Raw genomic sequence first — 19,648 nt, 5'->3', positions numbered from 1 at the left:
CGATATGACCCGCGTACACGCCTATGCCGCCCCGAGTGAAGCCGCCCCGCTGGAGAAGACGCTGATCGAGCGCCGCGAGATCGGCCCGCGCGACATCCTCATCGACATCGCGTTCGCGGGCATCTGCCACTCCGACATCCACACCGTCCGCGGCGACTGGGGCCCGCAGCAGTATCCGCTCGCCCCGGGGCACGAGATCGCGGGCGTCGTCGCGGCGGTCGGCGGCGAGGTCACGCGGCACGCGGTCGGCGACCGGGTCGGCGTCGGCTGCCTGGTGGACTCGTGCGGCGAGTGCGCGAGCTGCCGCAGAGGCGAGGAGCAGTTCTGCGCCGATGGCGTCGTGTTCACCTACGGCAGCACCGACCGTGACGGCACGGTCACGCAGGGCGGCTACTCCCAGCAGGTCGTGGTGACGGAGTCCTTCGTGGTCCGCATCCCCGATGCGATCCCGCTCGATTCCGCGGCTCCGCTGCTCTGCGCCGGCATCACCACGTTCTCGCCGCTGCGCCGCTGGAACGTCGGCCCCGGCACCCGCGTCGCCGTCGTCGGCCTCGGCGGGCTCGGCCACATGGGAGTGCAGTTCGCGCACGCGCTCGGCGCGGAGGTCACCGTGCTGTCGCAGACCCTCAGCAAGAAGGACGACGGCCTCCGCCTCGGCGCCGACCACTACCGTGCGACCGGCGACCCCGCCACGTTCAAGGAGCTGCGCGGCTCCTTCGACGTCATCCTCAACACCGTCAGCGCCGTCGTCGACCTGCGGGCCTACCTCGGCCTTCTCGACGTGGGCGGCGCGATGGTGTGCGTCGGCGCCCCCGGCGAGCCGCTCTCGCTGAACATCGGGTCGCTGATCGGCGGCAACAAGACGCTCGCCGGCTCGAACATCGGCGGCATCCGCGAGACGCAGGAGATGCTCGACTTCTGCGCCGAGCACGGCATCGTCTCCGAGATCGAGGTGATCCCGGCATCCGCGATCAACGACGCCTACGAGCGCGTGCTCGCCTCGGACGTCCGCTACCGGTTCGTGATCGACGCCTCCACGATCGCCGCCTGACGTCGGAGCCTCACGATAGCGTCGGACGCATGACCTCTCTGATCGTCGGGCCCGACGCGCACGGCCGCTGCGCCTGGGTCGGCGACGACGTCGAGTACCGCCGCTACCACGACGAGGAGTGGGGCACGCCGCTGCACGGCGACCGCGCCCTGTTCGAGAAGATGGCGCTGGAGGGCTTCCAGGCGGGCCTCTCCTGGATCACGATCCTGCGCAAGCGGCCGCGGTTCCGCGAGGTGTTCGCCGGGTTCGACCCCGAGACGGTCGCCGAGTTCGGCGAGCCCGATATCGAGCGCCTGATGGCGGATGCCGGCATCATCCGCAATCGCGCGAAGATCGAGGCCACGATCGGCAACGCCCGGATCGTGCGGACCCTGGCCGACGGCGAGCTCGACGAGCTGATGTGGTCGTTCGCTCCCGCAGCCTCCGGCATCCGCCCCGCATCCATGGCGGAGGTGCCTGCCGTCACGCCCGAGTCCACCGCGATGAGCAAGGAGCTGCGCCGCCGCGGATTCCGCTTCGTCGGCCCCACCACGATGTACGCGCTGATGCAGTCGGCCGGCATGGTCGACGACCACGTCGAGGGATGCTGGCGGGCCTGACGCACTCCGGATGGGAAGTACTCCCCATCGTGGGCGTCAGGACCTCCGGTTAGGATTGCCCGGTGCGTCGTGTCGCCGTCAGGTGCGTCGCGCCTGAGAACCAGTGAGTGCATGATCCTTGGGGGAACCGGGAATGAAGGCGTTGTCGTGGATGCGCAAGCGACCGAAGACTCTGGCCTCCGCTGCGAGCGTCACCGTTGGCGTCGTCGCGCTGACCACGATGGCGTTCACATATGAGGGACTCCCGACCACGAAGGTCGACCTGAACGACGGCGGCGTCTGGATCACCAAGGCCTCGAGCCTGCTCGTCGGGCACTTCAACCACGAGTCCACGGTTCTCGACGGCGGGCTGCGCACGGCGAGCGAGGACTACGACATCCTCCAGGACAAGTCGAACATCGTCGTGGTCGACGAGAGCGGCTCCACGATCACCGCGGTCGACCCTGCGCGCGTCGCTCTCGCCGATTCCTCGCCCATCCCTGGTGCCGCGAAGGTGGCGCTGGGCAACGAGACCGCGGCGATCCTCGACCAGAAGTCGGGAGAGCTGTGGGTCGTCCCGGTCAAGGGCATCGCCGGGTTCGAGATCGAGGCCGCCGAGCCGGTCGCCGAGCTCGGTGCGAACGCCGATGTAGCCGTCGCCCAGGACGGCACGGTCTTCGGCGTCTCCTCGGAGCGGGGCGAGGTCGTCACCGTTCCGGTGGACAACGAAGGACAGGCGCTCGAGCCGTCCACGGCATCGGTCGGCGAGATCGAGGGGGAGACCCCTCAGATCACCGTGGTCGGCCGCACTCCGGTCGTGCTCGACACGGCAGCGGGCGTCGTGACGACGCCCGGCGGGTTCCGCACCGAGATCGGCGGCGCGGCGGATGCCGTGCTGCAGCAGTCATCCGCCGACTCCGAGAGCGTCACGATCGCCACCAAGACCGCGCTGCTGCGGGTCCCGCTCGACGGCGCGGAGCCGACCGAGACCGCGGCGCGCGGCGAGGGCACGCCGGCGGCGCCGGTGTCGCTGCGCGGCTGCGCCTACGGCGCCTGGGCGGGTTCCGCCACCTTCATCCGCGAGTGCGCGGGCGACGCGCACGACGTGAACGAGACGATCGAGGGCGCTGAGGACTCCACTCGCCTCACCTTCCGCGTGAACCGCGACGTGATCATCCTCAACGACGCCGTCGGCGGTGCCGCCTGGATGGCCGACGACACCCTGCAGCGCGTCGACAACTGGGAGGACCTGATCCCGCCGGAGGGCGAGTCGGAGGACGCGGAGGAGAACACCGAGGAGACGGTCGAGACCACTCTTCCGGAACGCAGCGAGGTCAACACGCCGCCGATCGCCGAGGACGACACCTTCGGCGTGCGCCCCGGTGCGTCCACGCTGATCCCGGTGCTCGACAACGACAACGATCCGGACGGCGACGTCCTCGTCGCCACCCTCGCCGAGCAGCAGCCGTCGATCGGCATCGTGCAGCAGGTCTACAACGGCGGCTCGCTGCAGATCGCCGTGGACGAGAAGGCGTCCGGCTCGACCACGTTCACCTACGAGGCCGATGACGGCCGCGGCGGCAAGGACACCGCGGCGGTGACGCTCTCGGTTCACGACTGGGATGTCAACGGCGCACCGAAGCCCAAGCGGAAGACGAGCCTCACCGTCGAGAGCGGCGGCACGATCTCGTACAACATCCTCCCGGACTGGACCGACCCCGACGGCGACGACGTCTACCTGAAGAGCGTGGTGGCGGCACCGGGCGACGAGGTCGACTTCAGCACCGACGGTCAGCTGACCTACAAGGCCACGGCGAGCCTGCAGGGCCGCAAGGACGTGGAGGTGACCGTGGCCGACGCGTTCGGCGAGGTCGGGACGGCCACGATCTCGCTGGACGTGCGCCCGCAGGGCACCACGAAGCCCAAGACGAACGCCGACCACGTGGTCACGCGCGTGGGAGAGCAGATCTCGGTGTCGCCCCTCGCGAACGACACCAGCTCCGGGCGCGAGCCGCTGCGACTGGGTCGTGTCGACGAGGTCCTCGGTGCGACGGTCCTGCCGGACTTCCCCAACAAGAGCTTCACCTTCTCGGCTCCGGCGCCTGGGGTCTATTACGTGCTCTATCTCGCGACCGCAGGACCGCAGAACGGTGAGGGGCTCGTCCGCATCGACGTGCTCGAGGCCAGCGAGACGGACATGCCTCCGGTCGCGGTCCGCGATGTCGCGCTCCTCCCCTCTGGAGGGGACGCCCTCGTCGGAGTGCTCGCGAACGACGCCGACCCCGCCGGCGGGATCCTCGTCGTGCAGTCCGTCTCGCTCGAGCCGAGCAGCGGCGTCTCGGTGTCCGTGATCAATCACGAGACCCTGCGCATCACGGATCAGGGCGCGCTCGACGAGCAGGTCAGGATCACGTATCGCGTCTCGAACGGGAAGGATTCTGCGGAGGGCGAGGTCATCGTCATCCCGATCGATCCGCCGGAGAAGATCCTCCAGCCCGTCGCGAATCCCGACACGGTGTACGTGCGCGCGGGTGACGTCGTGACGATCCCCGTGCTCGACAACGACACCCACCCGAACGACGATGCGCTCCATGTCGCGCCGGAGCTCGTCGAGACCGTGGAGCCGGAGGACGGCGAGGCGTTCGTGTCACAGGACACGGTGCGGTTCAAGGCCGGCGCCGAGGCGAAGACCGTCTATCTCACGTACGACGCGGTCGATTCCCGTCAGCAGAAGGCCGCGGGCTACGTCACCATCCAGATCCTCCCGGTCGACGAGGAGAGGAACGCCGCACCGCGTCCGCGCGACCTCGTGGCGCGGACCCTGGCCGGCACCGAGGTCAACATCGCGGTGCCGCTGGACGGCATCGACGCCGACGGCGACTCGGTCGAACTCTTGGACATCACCTCCAACCCGTCGAAGGGCCGGATCAACGAGACCGCGCAGAACTACTTCGTCTACGAGGCGTTCGAGGGCTCTGCCGGCGTGGACACCTTCAAGTACCGGGTGCGCGACCGGCTCGGCAAGGAGGGCATCGCGACGATCCGTGTCGGCATCGCCCCCGCCGAGCAGGTGAACCAGGCGCCGTATGCCGTGAAGGACGCCGTGGTCGTGAGGCCCGGCCGCGAGATCGCGGTGCCGGTGCTCGCCAACGACTCGGACCCCGAGGGCGACAAGATCGCGCTGGTGAAGGAGGGGCTCGAGGTCCCCGAGATCGAGGGGCTCTCCGCTCGCGTCTCCGGGGATCGCGTGCTGGTCCAGGCGCCCGAGTCGGCGGTCGAGACCTCGCTGCAGTACACGATCGGCGATGCCCGCGGCGCCAGCGCGTCAGCGGTGCTGCAGATCACCGTGGACGAGGACGTCCCGCTGCAGGCTCCGGTCGCGCGGGACGACCGCCTGCGACCGGCCGATCTGAAGGACGAGACGCTCTCGGCGGACATCGAGATCCTCACGAACGACGAGGATCCGGACGGCACCACCGACGCTCTCGACGTCGAGGTCGCCGAAGGCGGCACGATGCTGGAGAACGGCAAGGTCCGGGTCACGGTGGGCGAGGAGCAGCAGCTGATCCGCTACACCCTCACCGACCAGGACGGGCTCTCGGCATCCGCCTTCATCTTCGTTCCCGCACAGGAGGGACTGCGCCCGACGCTGGACTCGACGAAGCCCGTCGAGGTCGTCAGCGGCGAGACCAAGGAGCTCGCCCTCTCCGAGTACGTGACGGTCGCCGGTGGCGGAGACGTCGTGATCACCGAGCACGCCAAGGTCAGCGCGGTGCACTCCGACGGCGCTGATCTGGTCAAGGACGGCAAGACCCTCGTCTACACCTCCGCGGAGGGGTACTTCGGTCAGGACGCGATCACCTTCGAGGTCACGGACGGCACGGGGCCTGACGACCCCGAGGGCCGGAAGGCCACGCTGACCATCCCGATCAGCGTGCTGCCGCCCGAGAACCAGCAGCCGACGTTCGTCCGCGGCGAGGTCAACGTCGCCCCGGGTGAGGATGCCACCACGCTCGACCTCGCGGCGCTCACGACCGATCCCGACCCGGAGGACAAGGGCGACCACAGGTACACGCTCGTCAGCGGCGAGGAGAAGGGCATCACCGCGCGCGTCGACGGCAGCAGGCTGTCGGTCGAGGCGTCCTCCAACGCCAAGAAGGGCACAGCCGTGACCCTGACCCTCCGCATCACCGACGGTGAGACCGAGCCGATCGAGGGCACGGTGCGTGTGCTCGTCACGGCTTCCAACCGTGCTCTTCCCGCCGCGAACACCGACACGATCTCGGAGGCGGATCAGGGCAAGAGCATCACCGTGCCGGTCCTCGCGAACGACTTCAACCCGTTCCCGGAGACACCGCTCGAACTCGTCGCAGCCAACGTGGAGACCGGCAGCGGCACGGCGGTGATGAACGGCGATGAGGTCGTCGTCACCCCGAGTGACACGTTCGTCGGCACCATGGTGGTCGGCTACCGGATCCAGGATGCGACGGAGGACGTCGACCGTGAGGCCAACGGCCAGATCGTCGTCACCGTGCAGGGCGTGCCGGAGGCGCCGAGCGCTCCGGTAGTGACCAGCGAGCAGGATCGCACCGTCGTCGTCTCGTACGGCGCTCCCTCGAACAACGGCGCCGAGATCACGAAGTACACCGTGCGCTCGGTGCAGGGAACGCCGTACACCAAGGAGTGCGCGTCGACGACCTGCACCCTCGACGGACTAACGAACAACGTCGAGTACACCTTCCAGGTGACCGCGACCAACCGCGTGGGCGAATCGAAGCCCTCCGGGACCTCGGGCGTCGGGCGGCCGGACGTGCGCCCCGACACCCCCAACCCGCCGACCCTGACCTTCGGCGACAGGTCGCTGAACGTCAGCTGGGTCACCCCGACCACGCCGGGCTCTCCGGTCGAGAGCTACACCCTCGAGATCTCTCCCGCCCCGCCGTCCGGGATCACCCAGAAGACGGCCACGGGCAACTCGCTGGTCTGGGAGGGCCTCGAGAACGGCGGCAACTACCAGGTCAAGATCCAGGCGCACAACCGGGCGCCGGAGCCGTCGAGCTGGAGCAACTGGTCGACATCCGAGGTGCCGGCAGGGCCCCCGCTGACGCCCGGCGCACCGACCACGGAGGAGCTCGCTCCCGTCGGGAACCAGGCCCAGATGCGGGTCAACTGGATCCCGCCGAACAGCAATGGCGACGCGATCGACAGCTACCGGCTCGAGGTGTACGAGGGCGGGGCCCTCGTCGGCACGCACACGCCCGGCGCCGGCGCGACCAGCTTCACCGTCGTCGTGCCGACGTCGGAAGCCGCGTACACGTACCGGATCCAGGCGCACAACAAGGCCGGCTGGGGAGAGCTCAGCGCCCCGTCGGCCCCGCGCCGCGGTGTGATCGCGCCCTCGCCGCCCACGATCAACTCGGTGACGCCACACGACCGTGCGATCACGGTCGCCTACACGCCGGGAAACCGAAACGGCGCACGTGCCGGCGAGGTCTCGTACCAGTACCGCCTCAACGGCGGCGGCTGGGGGGTGCTCCCGGCGGATCAGGTCGTGCGCGGCCTGGTCAACGGCACGCCGTACCGGGTGGAGATGCGCGCAGTGGCCACCGTGGACGGGTCGACCTACGCGAGCGGTGCATCGAACGTGGTCGCCGAGACCCCGTACGGTGCGCCGTTCGCGCCCAGGGCGACCGCCCGGAACCTCGGCACGAGCGTCGAGCTCACCTGGGATTCGCGGGGGTCGGACAACGGCCGCCCGATCGTTCTGACGCAGATCAACGTGAACGGCAACGGCTGGCAGGACGTCGCGCAGACCGGCTCCCGGACGCCCGGCAACGGATACAGCCAGACGCACAGCATCCAGGTGCGGGCGAAGGACTCGACGGGCGCCTGGACGCCGGTCGCCTCGGCATCCGCCACCACGAACAATCCGCCGGCACCGACCGCGAGGACGGTGAAGGGCGCGTCCGGCAGCTGGAGCAACTGTGACAGTGCCTCGTGCGCGTACATGGCGGTGAGCGTCGAGAACTTCCCGGCGGGCAACTACTCGCTCGTGTGCCACGACAGCAACAGCAGCTGGGGTGGCGGCAGCACGACCTGGGTTCCCGCGAACGGGCAGGCCAGGGCCAACTGCTACCACGGGTACCCGGGAACCAAGGTCTGGGTGCAGATCGTCGGCTGGGGTGCCGCTGATCCGATGACCTGGTACTGACGGCTTCGATGGGGAGCCCTCCCCATCGAAGCCGCGCAGGCACCGCGGTTAGGATTGTCCGGTGCGCCGCACCGCCTCGGCGGATCCGGTCGAAAGTCATGAAGTGTGAACCCTGGGGGGACCGGGTATGAAGGCGTTGTCGTGGATGCGCGCGCGGCCGAAGAGCCTGGCCTCGGCCGCAGGTGTCACGATCGGCGTCGTCGCGCTGACCACGATGGCGTTCACATATGAGGGTCTCCCGACGACCAAGGTCGACCTGAACGACGGCGGCGTCTGGATCACGAAGACATCGAGTCTCCTGGTCGGGCACTTCAACCACGAGTCCACGGTTCTCGACGGCGGCCTGCGCACCACGGGCGAGAACTACGACATCCTCCAGGACGAGAAGAACGTCGTCGTCGTCGACAGGACCGGATCGACGGTCACCGCGATCGACCCCGCCCGAGTTTCACTCGGCGATTCCGCGACGATCCCCGCGTCAGCGAAGGTCGCCCTCGGCGACGCCACCGCGGCGGTCCTCGACCAGAAGTCAGGCGACCTCTGGGTCGTGCCGGTCCGCGGGCTGGCCTCCTTCGAGATCGAATCGGCCGAGCCGACCGTCGAGCTGGGCGCGAACGCCGATGTGGCCGTCGCGCACGACGGAACCGTCTTCGGCCTGTCGGCGGAACGCGGCGAGATCGTCACGGTGCCGGTCGACAACGAGGGAGAGCCGCTCGAGCCGTCCACGGCATCCGTCGGCGACATCGATGACTCCGCGGCCCCGCGCATCACCGCAGTGGGCCGCATTCCGATCGTTCTCGATGTCGCGGCGGGCGTCGTGACCACGCCAGGCGGATTCCGCACCGAGATCGCCGGTGCGGCGGATGCCGTGCTGCAGCAGGCCTCCGGCGACGCGACCGCCGTCGCGATCGCGACGAAGACCGCGCTGCTCAGCGTGCCGCTGGATGGCGGCGAACCCGTCGAGACGGCGGCGGGGAGCGACGGCGTCCCAGCCGCCCCCGTATCGCTGCGCGGGTGCACGTACGGCGCCTGGGCCGGCTCGGCGACCTTCATCCGCGAATGCGCCGGTGAAGCTCACGACCTGAACGAGCGGATCGAAGGGGCGGAGGACTCCACCTCCCTCACGTTCCGCGTGAACCGCGACGTGATCATCCTGAACGACGCCGTCGGCGGTGCCGCATGGATGGCCAACGAGAGCCTGCAGCGCGTCGACAACTGGAACGACCTCACCCCGCCCGAAGGGGAGACCGACAACCAGGAGGACACGACAGAGGAGACGGTGGAGACGACGCTCCCCGAGCGCAAGGAGCAGAACACCGTCCCGATCGCCGAGGATGACACGTTCGGCGTCCGCCCAGGAGCATCCGTCCTCCTGCCGGTGCTGGACAACGACAACGACCCTGACGGCGACGTCCTCGTCGCGTCCCTCGCCGACGGGCAGCCGGACATCGGAGACGTCCAGCCGGTTCAGAACGGCGGAGCCCTGCAGATCTCGGTAGACGAGAAGGCGTCGGGCTCGACGACCTTCACGTATGAGGCCGACGACGGCCGCAAGGGCAAGGACACCGCGGTCGTCACGCTCTCCGTGCACGACTTGGACACGCACGGCGCCCCGGCCCCGAAGCGGAAGACGAGCCTGACCGTCGAGACCGGCGGCACGATCTCGTACAACATCCTTCCGGACTGGATCGACCCGGACGGCGACGACATCTACCTCAAGGACGTCATCCCCGCACCGGGTGACGAGGTCGACTTCAGCACCGACGGGCAGATCACCTACAAGGCCACGGCGAGCCTGCAGGGCCGGAAGGACGTGCAGGTCACGGTCGCCGACGGCTTCGGCGAGACCACGACCGCGACGATCTCGCTCGACGTGCGCCCGAAGGGCTCGACCAAGCCGAAGACGAACGCCGACCATGTGGTCACCCGCGTCGGGGAGCAGGTGACCGTCGCGCCGCTCGCGAACGACACCAGCTCCGGTCGCGAGCCGCTGCGTCTCGGCCGCGTGAACGAGGTGCTGGGAGCGACAGTGCTGCCGGACTTCAGCAACAAGACCTTCAGCTTCACGGCGCAGGTGCCCGGCACCTACTATGTGCTGTATCTCGCCACCGCCGGCCCCGAGAACGGTGACGGCATCGTCCGGATCGACGTGCTCGAGCCCAGTGAGGCGGAACTGCCGCCGATCGCCGTGCGCGATGTCGCGCTGCTCCCCACCGGAGGGGACGCGCTGATCGGCGTGCTCGCCAACGACATGGACCCCGCAGGCGGGATCCTCGTCGTGCAGTCGGTGTCGATCGAGGAGAACTCCGGGATCTCGGTCTCGGTGATCAACCACGAGACCCTCCGCATCACCGACCAGGGCGCGCTGAAGGACCAGGCGCGGATCAAGTACCGCATCTCGAACGGCGCCGACTCGGCCGAGGGCGAGGTCGTCGTCATCCCGATCCCCGCCCCGGCGGAGTTCCTGCAGCCGCTGACCAACCCGGACACGGTCACCGTGCGCGCGGGTGACGTCGTCACGATTCCCGTGCTCGACAACGACACGCATCCGAACGACGACGTGCTGCACGTCTCCCCTGAGCTGATCGAGCCGCTGGTCGAGCCGGAGGACGGCGAGGCGTTCGTCTCTCAGGACACTGTGCGCTTCATGGCCGGTGCCGAGGCGAAGACCGTCTACCTCACGTATGAGGCGGTCGACTCTCGTCAGCAGAAGGCCGCCGACTATGTGACGATCCAGATCCTCCCCGTCGACGAGGAGACCAACGCGGCGCCGCGGCCGCGGGACCTCGTGGCACGCGCCCTCGCCGGCTCCGAGGTGAGCATCGCGGTGCCGCTGGACGGCATCGACGCAGACGGCGATTCCGTAGAGCTCCTGGACATCGCCTCCAACCCGTCGAAGGGCCGGATCAACGAGACGGGGCAGAACTACTTCACGTACGAGGCCCTGGAAGGGTCCACGGGCGTCGACGTCTTCAAGTACCGGGTGCGCGACCGGCTCGGCAAGGAGGGCATCGCCACCATCCGGGTCGGCATCGCGCCGGCTGAGCAGATCAACCAGAAGCCCTATGCGGTGAAGGATGCCGTCGTCGTCCGACCGGGCCGTGAGATCGCGGTTCCTGTCCTCGCGAACGACTCCGACCCGGAGGGTGACGAGATCGTGCTGGTCGAGGACGGACTCGAAGTGCCGACCGATCAGGGCGTGGAAGCGCGCGTGTCCGGCGACCGTGTGCTGGTACAGGCGCCGGAGAAGTCACTCGAGACGTCGCTGCAGTACACGATCAGAGACGCCCGCGGGGCGACGGCCTCCGCGGTGCTGCAGGTCACCGTCGATGACGAGGTCCCCCTGCAGGCCCCGATCGCCCGCGACGACCGCGTGCGACCGGAGGACCTCGGAGACGACAGCCTGAGCGCCGACATCGAGATTCTCGAGAACGACGAGGATCCCGACGGAACGACCGACCGTCTCGACCTGGAGCTCGGGCGCGGCGCCACACTGCTCGAGAACGGCCGGGTCCGCGTCACGGTCACCGACGAGCTGCAGCTGATCCGCTACACCCTCACGGATCAGGACGGACTCGCGGCGTCGGCGTTCATCTTCGTCCCCGCTGAATCGGGACTGCGTCCCTCCCTCGACTCGACCAAGCCGGTCGAAGTCGTCAGCGGCGAGACGAAGGAGCTGCCGCTGTCGGAGTACGTCACCGTCGCGGGCGGGGGCACGGCACGGATCACGGAGCACGCGAAGGTCGGCGCCCTCAATGCCGACGGCTCTGATCTCGTCAAGGACGAGAAGACCCTGGTGTACACCTCGGCGGCCGGGTACTTCGGTCAGGACGCGATCACGTTCGAGGTCACCGACGGCGACGGACCGGACGATCCCGAAGGGCGCAAGGCCACACTCACCATCCCGATCGAAGTGCTCCCGCCGGCCAACCAGCAGCCGATGTTCGTCGGCGCCCAGATGGATGTCGCCCCTGGCGAGAAGCCGATGACGCTGGACCTCGCGGCACTCACCACGGACCCGGATCCCGATGACGAGGGCAAACACGACTACACGCTCGTCGACGGGGACGGCGACGGCATCACCGCGAAGGTCGACGGCGACGAGCTTCGCGTCGAGGCATCGTCCGACGTGAAGAAGGGCACCGTCGCCTCGCTCACGCTGCGCATCACCGACGGCGTGACGGAGCCGATAGGTGGCACGGTCCTGGTGCGGGTCGGCGCGTCGACACGATCGCTGCCCGCCGCCAACACCGACACCGTCGCGCAGGCGGATCAGGGCGAGAGCATCTCGGTCCCGGTGCTGGCGAACGACTTCAACCCGTTCCCCGAGACACCGCTCAAGCTGCTCACCGCCTCCACGGAGTCCGGCTCTGGAGGCGCGACGGTCGACGGCGACGAGGTCGTGGTCACCCCTGCAGCCGACTTCGTCGGCGTGCTGGTGGTTCGCTATCGCATCCAGGACGCCACGAAGGATGCCGAACGTGAGGCGAACGGCCAGATCGTCGTCACCGTGCAGGGCGTGCCGGACGCCCCTGGCGTCCCCACGGTCACGAGTGTGCAGGACCGCACCGTGGTGCTCTCCTACTCCGCGCCGTCGAACAACGGCGCCGAGATCACGAAGTACACCGTGAAGTCGGTGCAGGGGAGTGCGTACTCCAAGGAGTGCGAGTCGACCACCTGCACCCTCGAAGGTCTCACGAACAACGTGAAGTACACGTTCCAGGTGACGGCGACCAACCGGGTCGGCGAGGGAGAGCCTTCCGCGGTCTCCGAAGAGGCTCGTCCGGATGCCAGGCCCGACACGCCGAACCCGCCGACGCTGAAGTTCGGCGACAGGTCGCTCGCGATCGCGTGGGAGACGCCGACCACTCCCGGTTCTCCCGTGGAGAGCTACACGCTGGAGATCTCCCCGGCCCCGCCGTCCGGGATCACGCAGAAGACCGCCACCGGCAACTCGATGGTCTGGGAGGGGCTGGAGAACGGCTCGAACTACCAGGTGAAGATCCAGGCGCACAACCAGGCGCCGGAGGCCTCGAGCTGGAGCAACTGGTCGGCATCCGAGATCCCCGCCGGCCCGCCGGTGCAGCCCGCTGCGCCGACCACACAGGAGATCCAGGGCGTCGGCGAGCAGGCGCAGATGCAGGTGAACTGGCAGCCGCCTGCCAACAACGGCGACGCTATCGACAGCTACAAGCTGGAGGTGTACAACGGCTCGCAGCTCGTGCGCACCATCACGCCCGGCGCGACCGCCACCTCCCAGGCCGTCACGGTGCCGACGTCGGAGACTCCGTACACCTACCGGATCCAGGCGCACAACAAAGCGGGGTGGGGCGGCTGGAGCGATCCTTCGGCTCCGCGCCGTGGGGTGAACCGGCCCGGCGCTCCCACCGGCGTTTCGGTGCGCGAGCTCGACCAGGCGCTCGAGGTCTCCTACACACCCGGTTCGCGCAACGGCGCCTCGACAGGCGAGACCGTCTACCAGTACTCGCTCAACGGCGGGGGCAGCTGGGCGAACCTGCCGTCCGGCAACAGGATCGGTGGCCTGAACAACGGCCAGAACTACACCGTCACGGTGCGCGCTCTCGCGACCGTGGACGGGACCCAGTACCCCGGAGCCGCTTCCAGCGGCGTGACGGGGAACCCTTACGGACCCCTGAGGCAGCCCCGGGTGGGAGCCACCCAGAACCCGACCAGCGTCACGCTGTCGTGGGACGCGTCTCCCTCGGCGAACGGACGCTCGATCACCAGGGTCGAGATCGAGATCGACGGCGGAGGATTCACGGCTCAGGCCCTCAGCGGAAGCTACACGCGGGGCAACGCCTACTCGGAGCGCCACTGGATCCAGGTCAGGGTCACCGATTCCGCCGGGCAGCAGATCACGAGTCCGGTCGTCGAGGCGTACTCCGGCCCCAGACCGCCGCCCAAGGCGTGGGTGACGTCATCCGGGGATGCCAACGGTCAGCCGAACTGCAGCGACGGCAGCTGCTCCTGGTACTACTTGAATGCAGAGAACTTCCCAGCCGGGACCTACTCCGTGCAGTGCGTGGACTACGAGAACGCCACGGGCGACCGTGGCGTGTGGGGCGGGCCGTATTCGGTGACGATCGGCGGGGACGGAAAGGCATCCCAGCGCCTCGGCTGCTATCACGGACATCGCTGGGGCGGGGCGTACGATGCCGCGGTCGTCATCAACGGCGTTGAATATGAACGGAGGACGTGGCAGTGATGCGGACTCCTCCTCAGATCGGAACAGAACAGGAAGCGACAACCTCATGAGCATGACCCCCGAACAGGCCGCCTGGTTCCAGGGCACCTTCCAGCGCCTCGTCGACAACATCGACAAGGCCGTCCAGGGCAAGCGCGAGATCGTCAGCCTGGTCCTGGCGGCGATGCTCGCCGAAGGACACGTGCTGCTGGAGGACGCGCCGGGCACCGGCAAGACCAGCCTCGCGAAGGCGCTCGCCGCCACAGTGCAGGGCACCAGTGCGCGCATCCAGTTCACGCCCGACCTGCTGCCCTCCGACGTCACCGGCGTGACGATCTACGACCAGCAGTCGCACCGGTTCGAGTTCCACAAGGGACCGATCTTCGCGTCCATCGTGCTCGCCGACGAGATCAACCGCGCCTCGCCGAAGACGCAGTCCGCTCTGCTCGAGGTGATGGAGGAGTCGCGCGTCACGGTCGACGGCGTCACGCACGAGGCCGGCCGCCCGTTCCTCGTCATCGCGACGCAGAACCCGATCGAGCAGGCGGGAACGTACAAGCTCCCCGAGGCGCAGCTCGACCGCTTCCTCATCAAGACATCGATCGGCTACCCCGACCTCGCCATCACCGAGAGCATCCTCGCGGGAGCATCCGATCGCAACCCGTCCGCCGGGCTCTCCGCGGTCATCACCACCGGCGCCGTCGCCGACATGGCCGACCTCGGCGCGTCGGTGCACGTCGAGTCTGCCGTGCTCCGCTACGTCGCGGAGCTCGCCGAGGCGACCCGCGAGGACGCGGCGATCCGCCTGGGCGTCTCGGTCCGAGGGGCGATCGCGATGATCCGCATGGCCAAGATCTGGGCCGCGGCGCACGGCCGGCACTTCGTGCTGCCCGACGACATCAAGACGCTCGCCCGTCCCGTGTGGCAGCACCGTCTGCTGCTGGACGCCGAGGCGGAGTTCGCCGGCACGTCGAGCGACACCGTGATCGCCCGGGTGCTCGACGCCGTGGCGGCGCCGCAGGCGCGAACGGCGGCCTGATGACGACGGAGGCCCTCCAGGCGCCGACCGCGCCGATCGATCGCGACGCCGGCTGGCGCGACATCGCGGCGGTCATCGGTGCGCGCGTGCTGGCGCGCCTCCGGATGATCACCGCGGCGATCCGTCCGCTGGCGTGGGTGCTGATGGCGCTCGCCGTCGGCTTCTGGATCCTCGGGCAGATCGCCGGATGGGCGGAGTTCACCGTCGCGGCGGTCGTCATCGCGCTCACCGTGGTGATCTGCGCGCTGTTCCTGATCGGACGCACGGCCTACGACGTCGCACTCGACCTCGCCCGCACCCGCGTCGTCGTGGGCGAGCGCGCCGTCGGCGCCCTGACGCTCGCGAACAGGGGGAGCAGGGCGATCCTGCCCTCTCGCGTCGTGCTTCCCGTCGGCTCCGGTCGCGGCGAGTTCGGGATCCAGCGCCTCGCTCCCGGGGAGGAGGCGGAGGAGCTCTTCGCCATCCCCACGCAGAAGCGCGGTGTGGTGCAGGTCGGTCCCGTGAGCGTCGTCCGCGGCGACCCGCTCGGGCTGTTCGAGAGGGCGCATCGCCGTGACGACCCGGTCGACCTGTACGTGCATCCGCGCACCGTGCTGTTCGAAGGGCAGTCGCTCGGCTTCCTCCGCGACCTCGAGGGCCTTCCCGCTGCCGACCTGTCGCGTGACGACGTGTCCTTCCATGCGCTGCTCGAGTACCAGCCGGGCGACGATCTCCGCCACGTGCACTGGCGCTCGACGGCACGCACCGGCACGATGATGGTCCGCCAGTACGAGGAGACCCGCCGGTCCCACTTCGTGATCGGCCTGTCGACCTCCTCCGGCGACTACGCCACCGACGACGACTTCGAGCTCGCGATCTCGGCCGCCGGCTCCATCGGCCTGCGCGCGATCAGCGACTCCCAGCGGGTCGACGTGCGCGTGCAGGGGCGGGAGCTCGCGGCCGGCACCGGCAAGCAGCTCCTGGACTCGCTCGCCGCGGTGGAGAACTCGAAGCCCCGAGACGGCGGCATCGACCATCTCGCCGGAGTCCTCTCCCGGACGATGCCCCTCGCGAGCGTCGTCGTCCTCGTCTGCGGATCGAAGGTCCGCGGCGACGACCTCCGTCTCGCCTGCTCGCGCCTGCCCTTCGGCGCCCGCGTCCTCGCCGTCGTCGCCGACCGCAGCGTGACCGCGCCGGCCCTCCGTCGCATCGGCGATGCCGACGTGGTGACCATCGGGGCGCTCGAGCAGATCCCCCTCGCACTGCAGAAGGTGCTCGCATGACCTCGCTCCCCGCAGAACGCACGCCCTTGCCGCTGCGCCGCTGGATCCTCGACCTCGGCATCGCGGCATCCCTCGTGCTGGTCGCGATCGCCGGCTTCTGGCCGACCTTCGCCGGTCCCGCATACCTGCCCGCCGCTGTCGGCGGACTCGTCATCGGCCTCGCGATCGCCGCAGTCTCGGCCTGGCGCCGCTGGGGCATCCTGATCGTCACCGGCCTGACGGTCGCCGCGTACTTCGTCTTCGGCGGCGCGCTCGCCCTTGCGCACACGACGATCGCCGGCGTCGTCCCGACGTTGGAGACCCTGCAGGGTCTCGCGCTCGGCACGGTCACCTCCTGGAAGCAGCTGCTCACGACCGTCGCTCCGGTCTCCGCGGCCGACGGCCACCTCATCGTGCCGTTCCTGCTGTCGCTCGTGATCAGCGTGCTCACCGCCTCATTCGGGCTGCGGCTGCCGCACGTCGCGTGGGCGCTGCTGCCCGCCGGTTTCATGCTCATCCTGGTGATCGCTCTCGGCACGCCCGAGCCCGCGTTCCCCGTCATCCAGGGCATCGCGTTCGCGGTCTTCAGCATCGCCTGGCTGGCGCTGCGACAGCTCTGGGCTCCGCAGAACGCGGCGATCTCGGTGGGCGAGGTCGACCCGTCGCGGGCAGCGCACATGCGGATGCGCAGGCTGCTCGCCGGAGTCGCCGTGCTCGCCGTCGCCGGAGGCGCCGGTGTCGTCTCGAGCGCGATCGCGGCTCCTCTGCAGCCGCGCCATGTGTTCCGCGACGTCATCATCCCGCCGTTCGACGTCCGCGACTACCCGAGCCCGCTGCAGGCGTTCCGCAAGAACGTCCGCGACGAGGCCGACGACACCCTGTTCACCATGCAGGGCCTGCCCAAGGGCGCGCGCGTGCGCACGGCCGTGATGGATCAATACGACGGCATGGTCTACAACGTCACCGACGGCGGGCCTGGTTCGTCGAGCGCGTTCGGCCCGCTGCGGTCGAACATGTCGCCGGATGCCGAGGGGATCCCGGTCACCCTCAAGGTCGAGATCGACGAGTACAGCGGAGTGTGGGTCCCGGATGCCGGTGCGGTCTCCGCGATCGAGTTCACCGGCGACCGTGCCGAGGAGCTGCGCCGCTCGGGCTTCTACAACGCCGAGACCGGCACCGCGGTCGTGACCGCGAAGCTGAAGAGCGGCGACACCTACACCGTGGATACGGTGATCCCCGCAGACCTCGACGACGAGCAGCTCGCCGAAGTCGAGTTCGGCAAGGTGCCGCTGCCCACGCAGAGCAACGTGCCGGAGGAGCTCACCACTCTCGCGTCCGAGACCGTGGCCGGTGCGGAGTCGCCGATCGAGCAGGTGCGGGCGCTGGAGACCTTCCTGGCGGATGGCGGCTTCTTCAGCCACGGGCTCGAGGGGGAGGTCCTCTCCCGCGCCGGTCACACCGCCGAGCGCATCTCGACGCTCATCGGCGGCGACCAGATGATCGGCGACGACGAGCAGTACGCCGTCGCGATGGCGCTGCTCGCTCGTGAGGTCGGGATCCCCGCCCGTGTCGTGATGGGCTTCTACCCTGACGAGGAGCAGGCCGGCGACCCCGAGTTCGCGGCGACCGGCGACAACGTGCACGCCTGGGTCGAGGTGAACTTCGACGGCATCGGCTGGCTGACGTTCAACCCGACGCCGCCAGAGGACAAGGTCCCGAACGACCAGAACACCAAGCCCAAGGTCGATCCGAAGCCGCAGGTGCTGCAGCCGCCGCCCCCGCCGCAGGAGCCGGTCGACCTTCCGCCGACCCTCCCCGACGACCGCAAGGGCGAGGAGGAGAACCTCAACATCCTCGGCATCATCGGCACGATCCTCGCGATCGGCGGCATCTCGCTCGGCATCCTGGCTCTGCTCGCGTCTCCGTTCATCGTGATCGGCGCGTGGAAGGCGGCCAGGCGCCGCACCCGGCGCAGCGCCGCCCGCACCGCGGACCGCATCAGCGGCGGATGGGACGAGCTCACCGACCGCGCCGTCGACTACGGAGCGCGACTCGCGCCGGGAGGCACCAGGTCGGAGGAGGCCGCGACGGTCGCGACGTCGCTCAGCATCCCGCAGGTCACCGCGCTAGCCGACCGCGCCGACTCGGGCGTGTTCGGACCGAGCGAGCCGACCGCCGAGGACGTCGACGCGTTCTGGACCGAGGTCGACGGCATCGTCGGCGGCCTCAGCAAGGAAGCCGGCTTCTGGAAGCGCGCGAAGGCGCGGCTGAGTCTGCGGTCGCTGATGGGCGGCACCGCCGTCTCCGCCGGACTGCAGAGCCTCAAGGACGCCGCCGCGGCGCGCGTGGGTCGTGAACCTGGCACGATCAGAAGTGAGAACAGTACGATGACGTCCTCTGCACCCGAGAGCGAGAACCCATGACGCAGCTCGCGTTCGACCACATCGCGCCGGTCTCCCGGCGCGCGGTCGCCTATCTGATCGACGCCCTGATCGCGAACGGGATCGCCGTCCTGCTGGCCGGCGGCCTCGTGGCCGCAGCCTATGCCGGCGGTGATCCGCAGACGATGCTCTCCACCGTCGCGATCGGCGGCCCCGTCGTGGGGCTGCTGCTGCTCGGCTGGTACGTGGTCTACACGATGATGCAGGCGGGCAGAGGCTCGATCGGCATGCGCGCGCAGGGTCTCCGGCTCGTGTCGGAGTCCAGCGGGGGACCGCTCGGCTTCGGACGAGCGCTCCTGCGCAACATCGTCTTCGGCCTCGCAGCCGGGTTCGTCGTCGGGTACTTCACGCCGCTGTTCGACGGCTCCGGCAGGTTCCAGGGATGGCACGACAAGGTCGCGAAGTCGGTGATGCTGGATGCTCGCGCCGCCGGTGCGTCCGCTCCCGCTGCCGCGTCGGCGGCACCCGCTGCGCAGCCGACGCCGCCCGTGCTGCCCGGCTTCCCGGTGGCACCGGCGAACCAGGCCGCCCCGGCGTTCCCGGCTGCGCCCGCCTTCCCCTCCGCTCCGGCCTTCCCTGTGGTGCCGGGCCTGCCCGCGCCATCCTCGGCTCCCGGTTCGTTCGCCGCGCCGGCCGGGGCGTCGCAGACCCCGCTGCCGCCCGCCTTCCCGACGGGCTCACCGAGCTTCCCCGCGGAGGCCGCGCGCCCCGCGGCGCCAGTCTCCCCCGCAGCGCCGGTGGCGGATGCCGGTTCGCTGATCGCCTACGTTCCCGGCATCACGCAGGACGCCCCTCCGCGGCGCGAACCAGCCCCGGCTCCTGCCCCTGTTCCGAGCCAGGTGCCGGACCCGGGCCAGGCCTCGGATCCGAGCCCGCTGGACC

At 69.5% G+C, this 19,648-nt stretch carries 8 protein-coding genes; all 8 read left to right on the top strand.

Annotation, left to right across the window (positions count from 1 at the left end; translation table 11 throughout):
• The first annotated feature begins 4 nt into the window (after positions 1 to 4).
• A complete protein-coding gene (locus IPV10_RS10065; protein ID WP_207483353.1) occupies positions 5 to 1,051 on the top strand; it encodes an NAD(P)-dependent alcohol dehydrogenase in 1,047 nt (348 codons plus the stop codon).
• A 29-nt stretch (positions 1,052 to 1,080) separates the two neighbouring features.
• Positions 1,081 to 1,650 (top strand): DNA-3-methyladenine glycosylase I, encoded by a 570-nt coding sequence (locus IPV10_RS10060; RefSeq protein WP_207483351.1) that lies wholly within the window; start codon positions 1,081 to 1,083, stop codon positions 1,648 to 1,650.
• 151 nt (positions 1,651 to 1,801) lie between these two features.
• On the top strand, positions 1,802 to 7,840 hold the full coding sequence (locus IPV10_RS10055) for an Ig-like domain-containing protein (RefSeq protein WP_242684845.1): 6,039 nt from the start codon (positions 1,802 to 1,804) through the stop codon (positions 7,838 to 7,840).
• A gap of 127 nt (positions 7,841 to 7,967) precedes the next feature.
• Positions 7,968 to 14,066, top strand: a complete 6,099-nt coding sequence (locus IPV10_RS10050; RefSeq protein WP_242684844.1) for an Ig-like domain-containing protein — start codon at positions 7,968 to 7,970, stop codon at positions 14,064 to 14,066.
• A 46-nt stretch (positions 14,067 to 14,112) separates the two neighbouring features.
• Positions 14,113 to 15,084 carry a MoxR family ATPase gene (locus IPV10_RS10045; RefSeq protein WP_207483348.1) on the top strand — a complete coding sequence of 324 codons (972 nt, stop codon included), beginning with the start codon at positions 14,113 to 14,115 and terminating at the stop codon, positions 15,082 to 15,084.
• Positions 15,084 to 16,346: a DUF58 domain-containing protein gene (locus IPV10_RS10040; RefSeq protein WP_207483346.1), complete on the top strand. Its 1,263-nt coding sequence runs from the start codon at positions 15,084 to 15,086 to the stop codon at positions 16,344 to 16,346. Before IPV10_RS10045 ends, IPV10_RS10040 begins: the two co-directional genes overlap by 1 nt.
• Positions 16,343 to 18,748: a transglutaminase domain-containing protein gene (locus IPV10_RS10035; RefSeq protein WP_207483344.1), complete on the top strand. Its 2,406-nt coding sequence runs from the start codon at positions 16,343 to 16,345 to the stop codon at positions 18,746 to 18,748. The genes IPV10_RS10040 and IPV10_RS10035 overlap by 4 nt, the downstream gene beginning before the upstream one ends.
• Positions 18,745 to 19,648: RDD family protein (locus IPV10_RS10030; RefSeq protein ID WP_207483342.1), on the top strand; the 904-nt coding region annotated here is incomplete at its 3' end. The genes IPV10_RS10035 and IPV10_RS10030, both read left to right, overlap by 4 nt.

Source organism: Microbacterium sp. SD291 (assembly GCF_017355365.1).
GTDB lineage: Bacteria > Actinomycetota > Actinomycetes > Actinomycetales > Microbacteriaceae > Microbacterium.
Note: the sequence above shows the minus strand (reverse complement) of the source record. Positions and strands in the feature narration are given on the sequence as shown.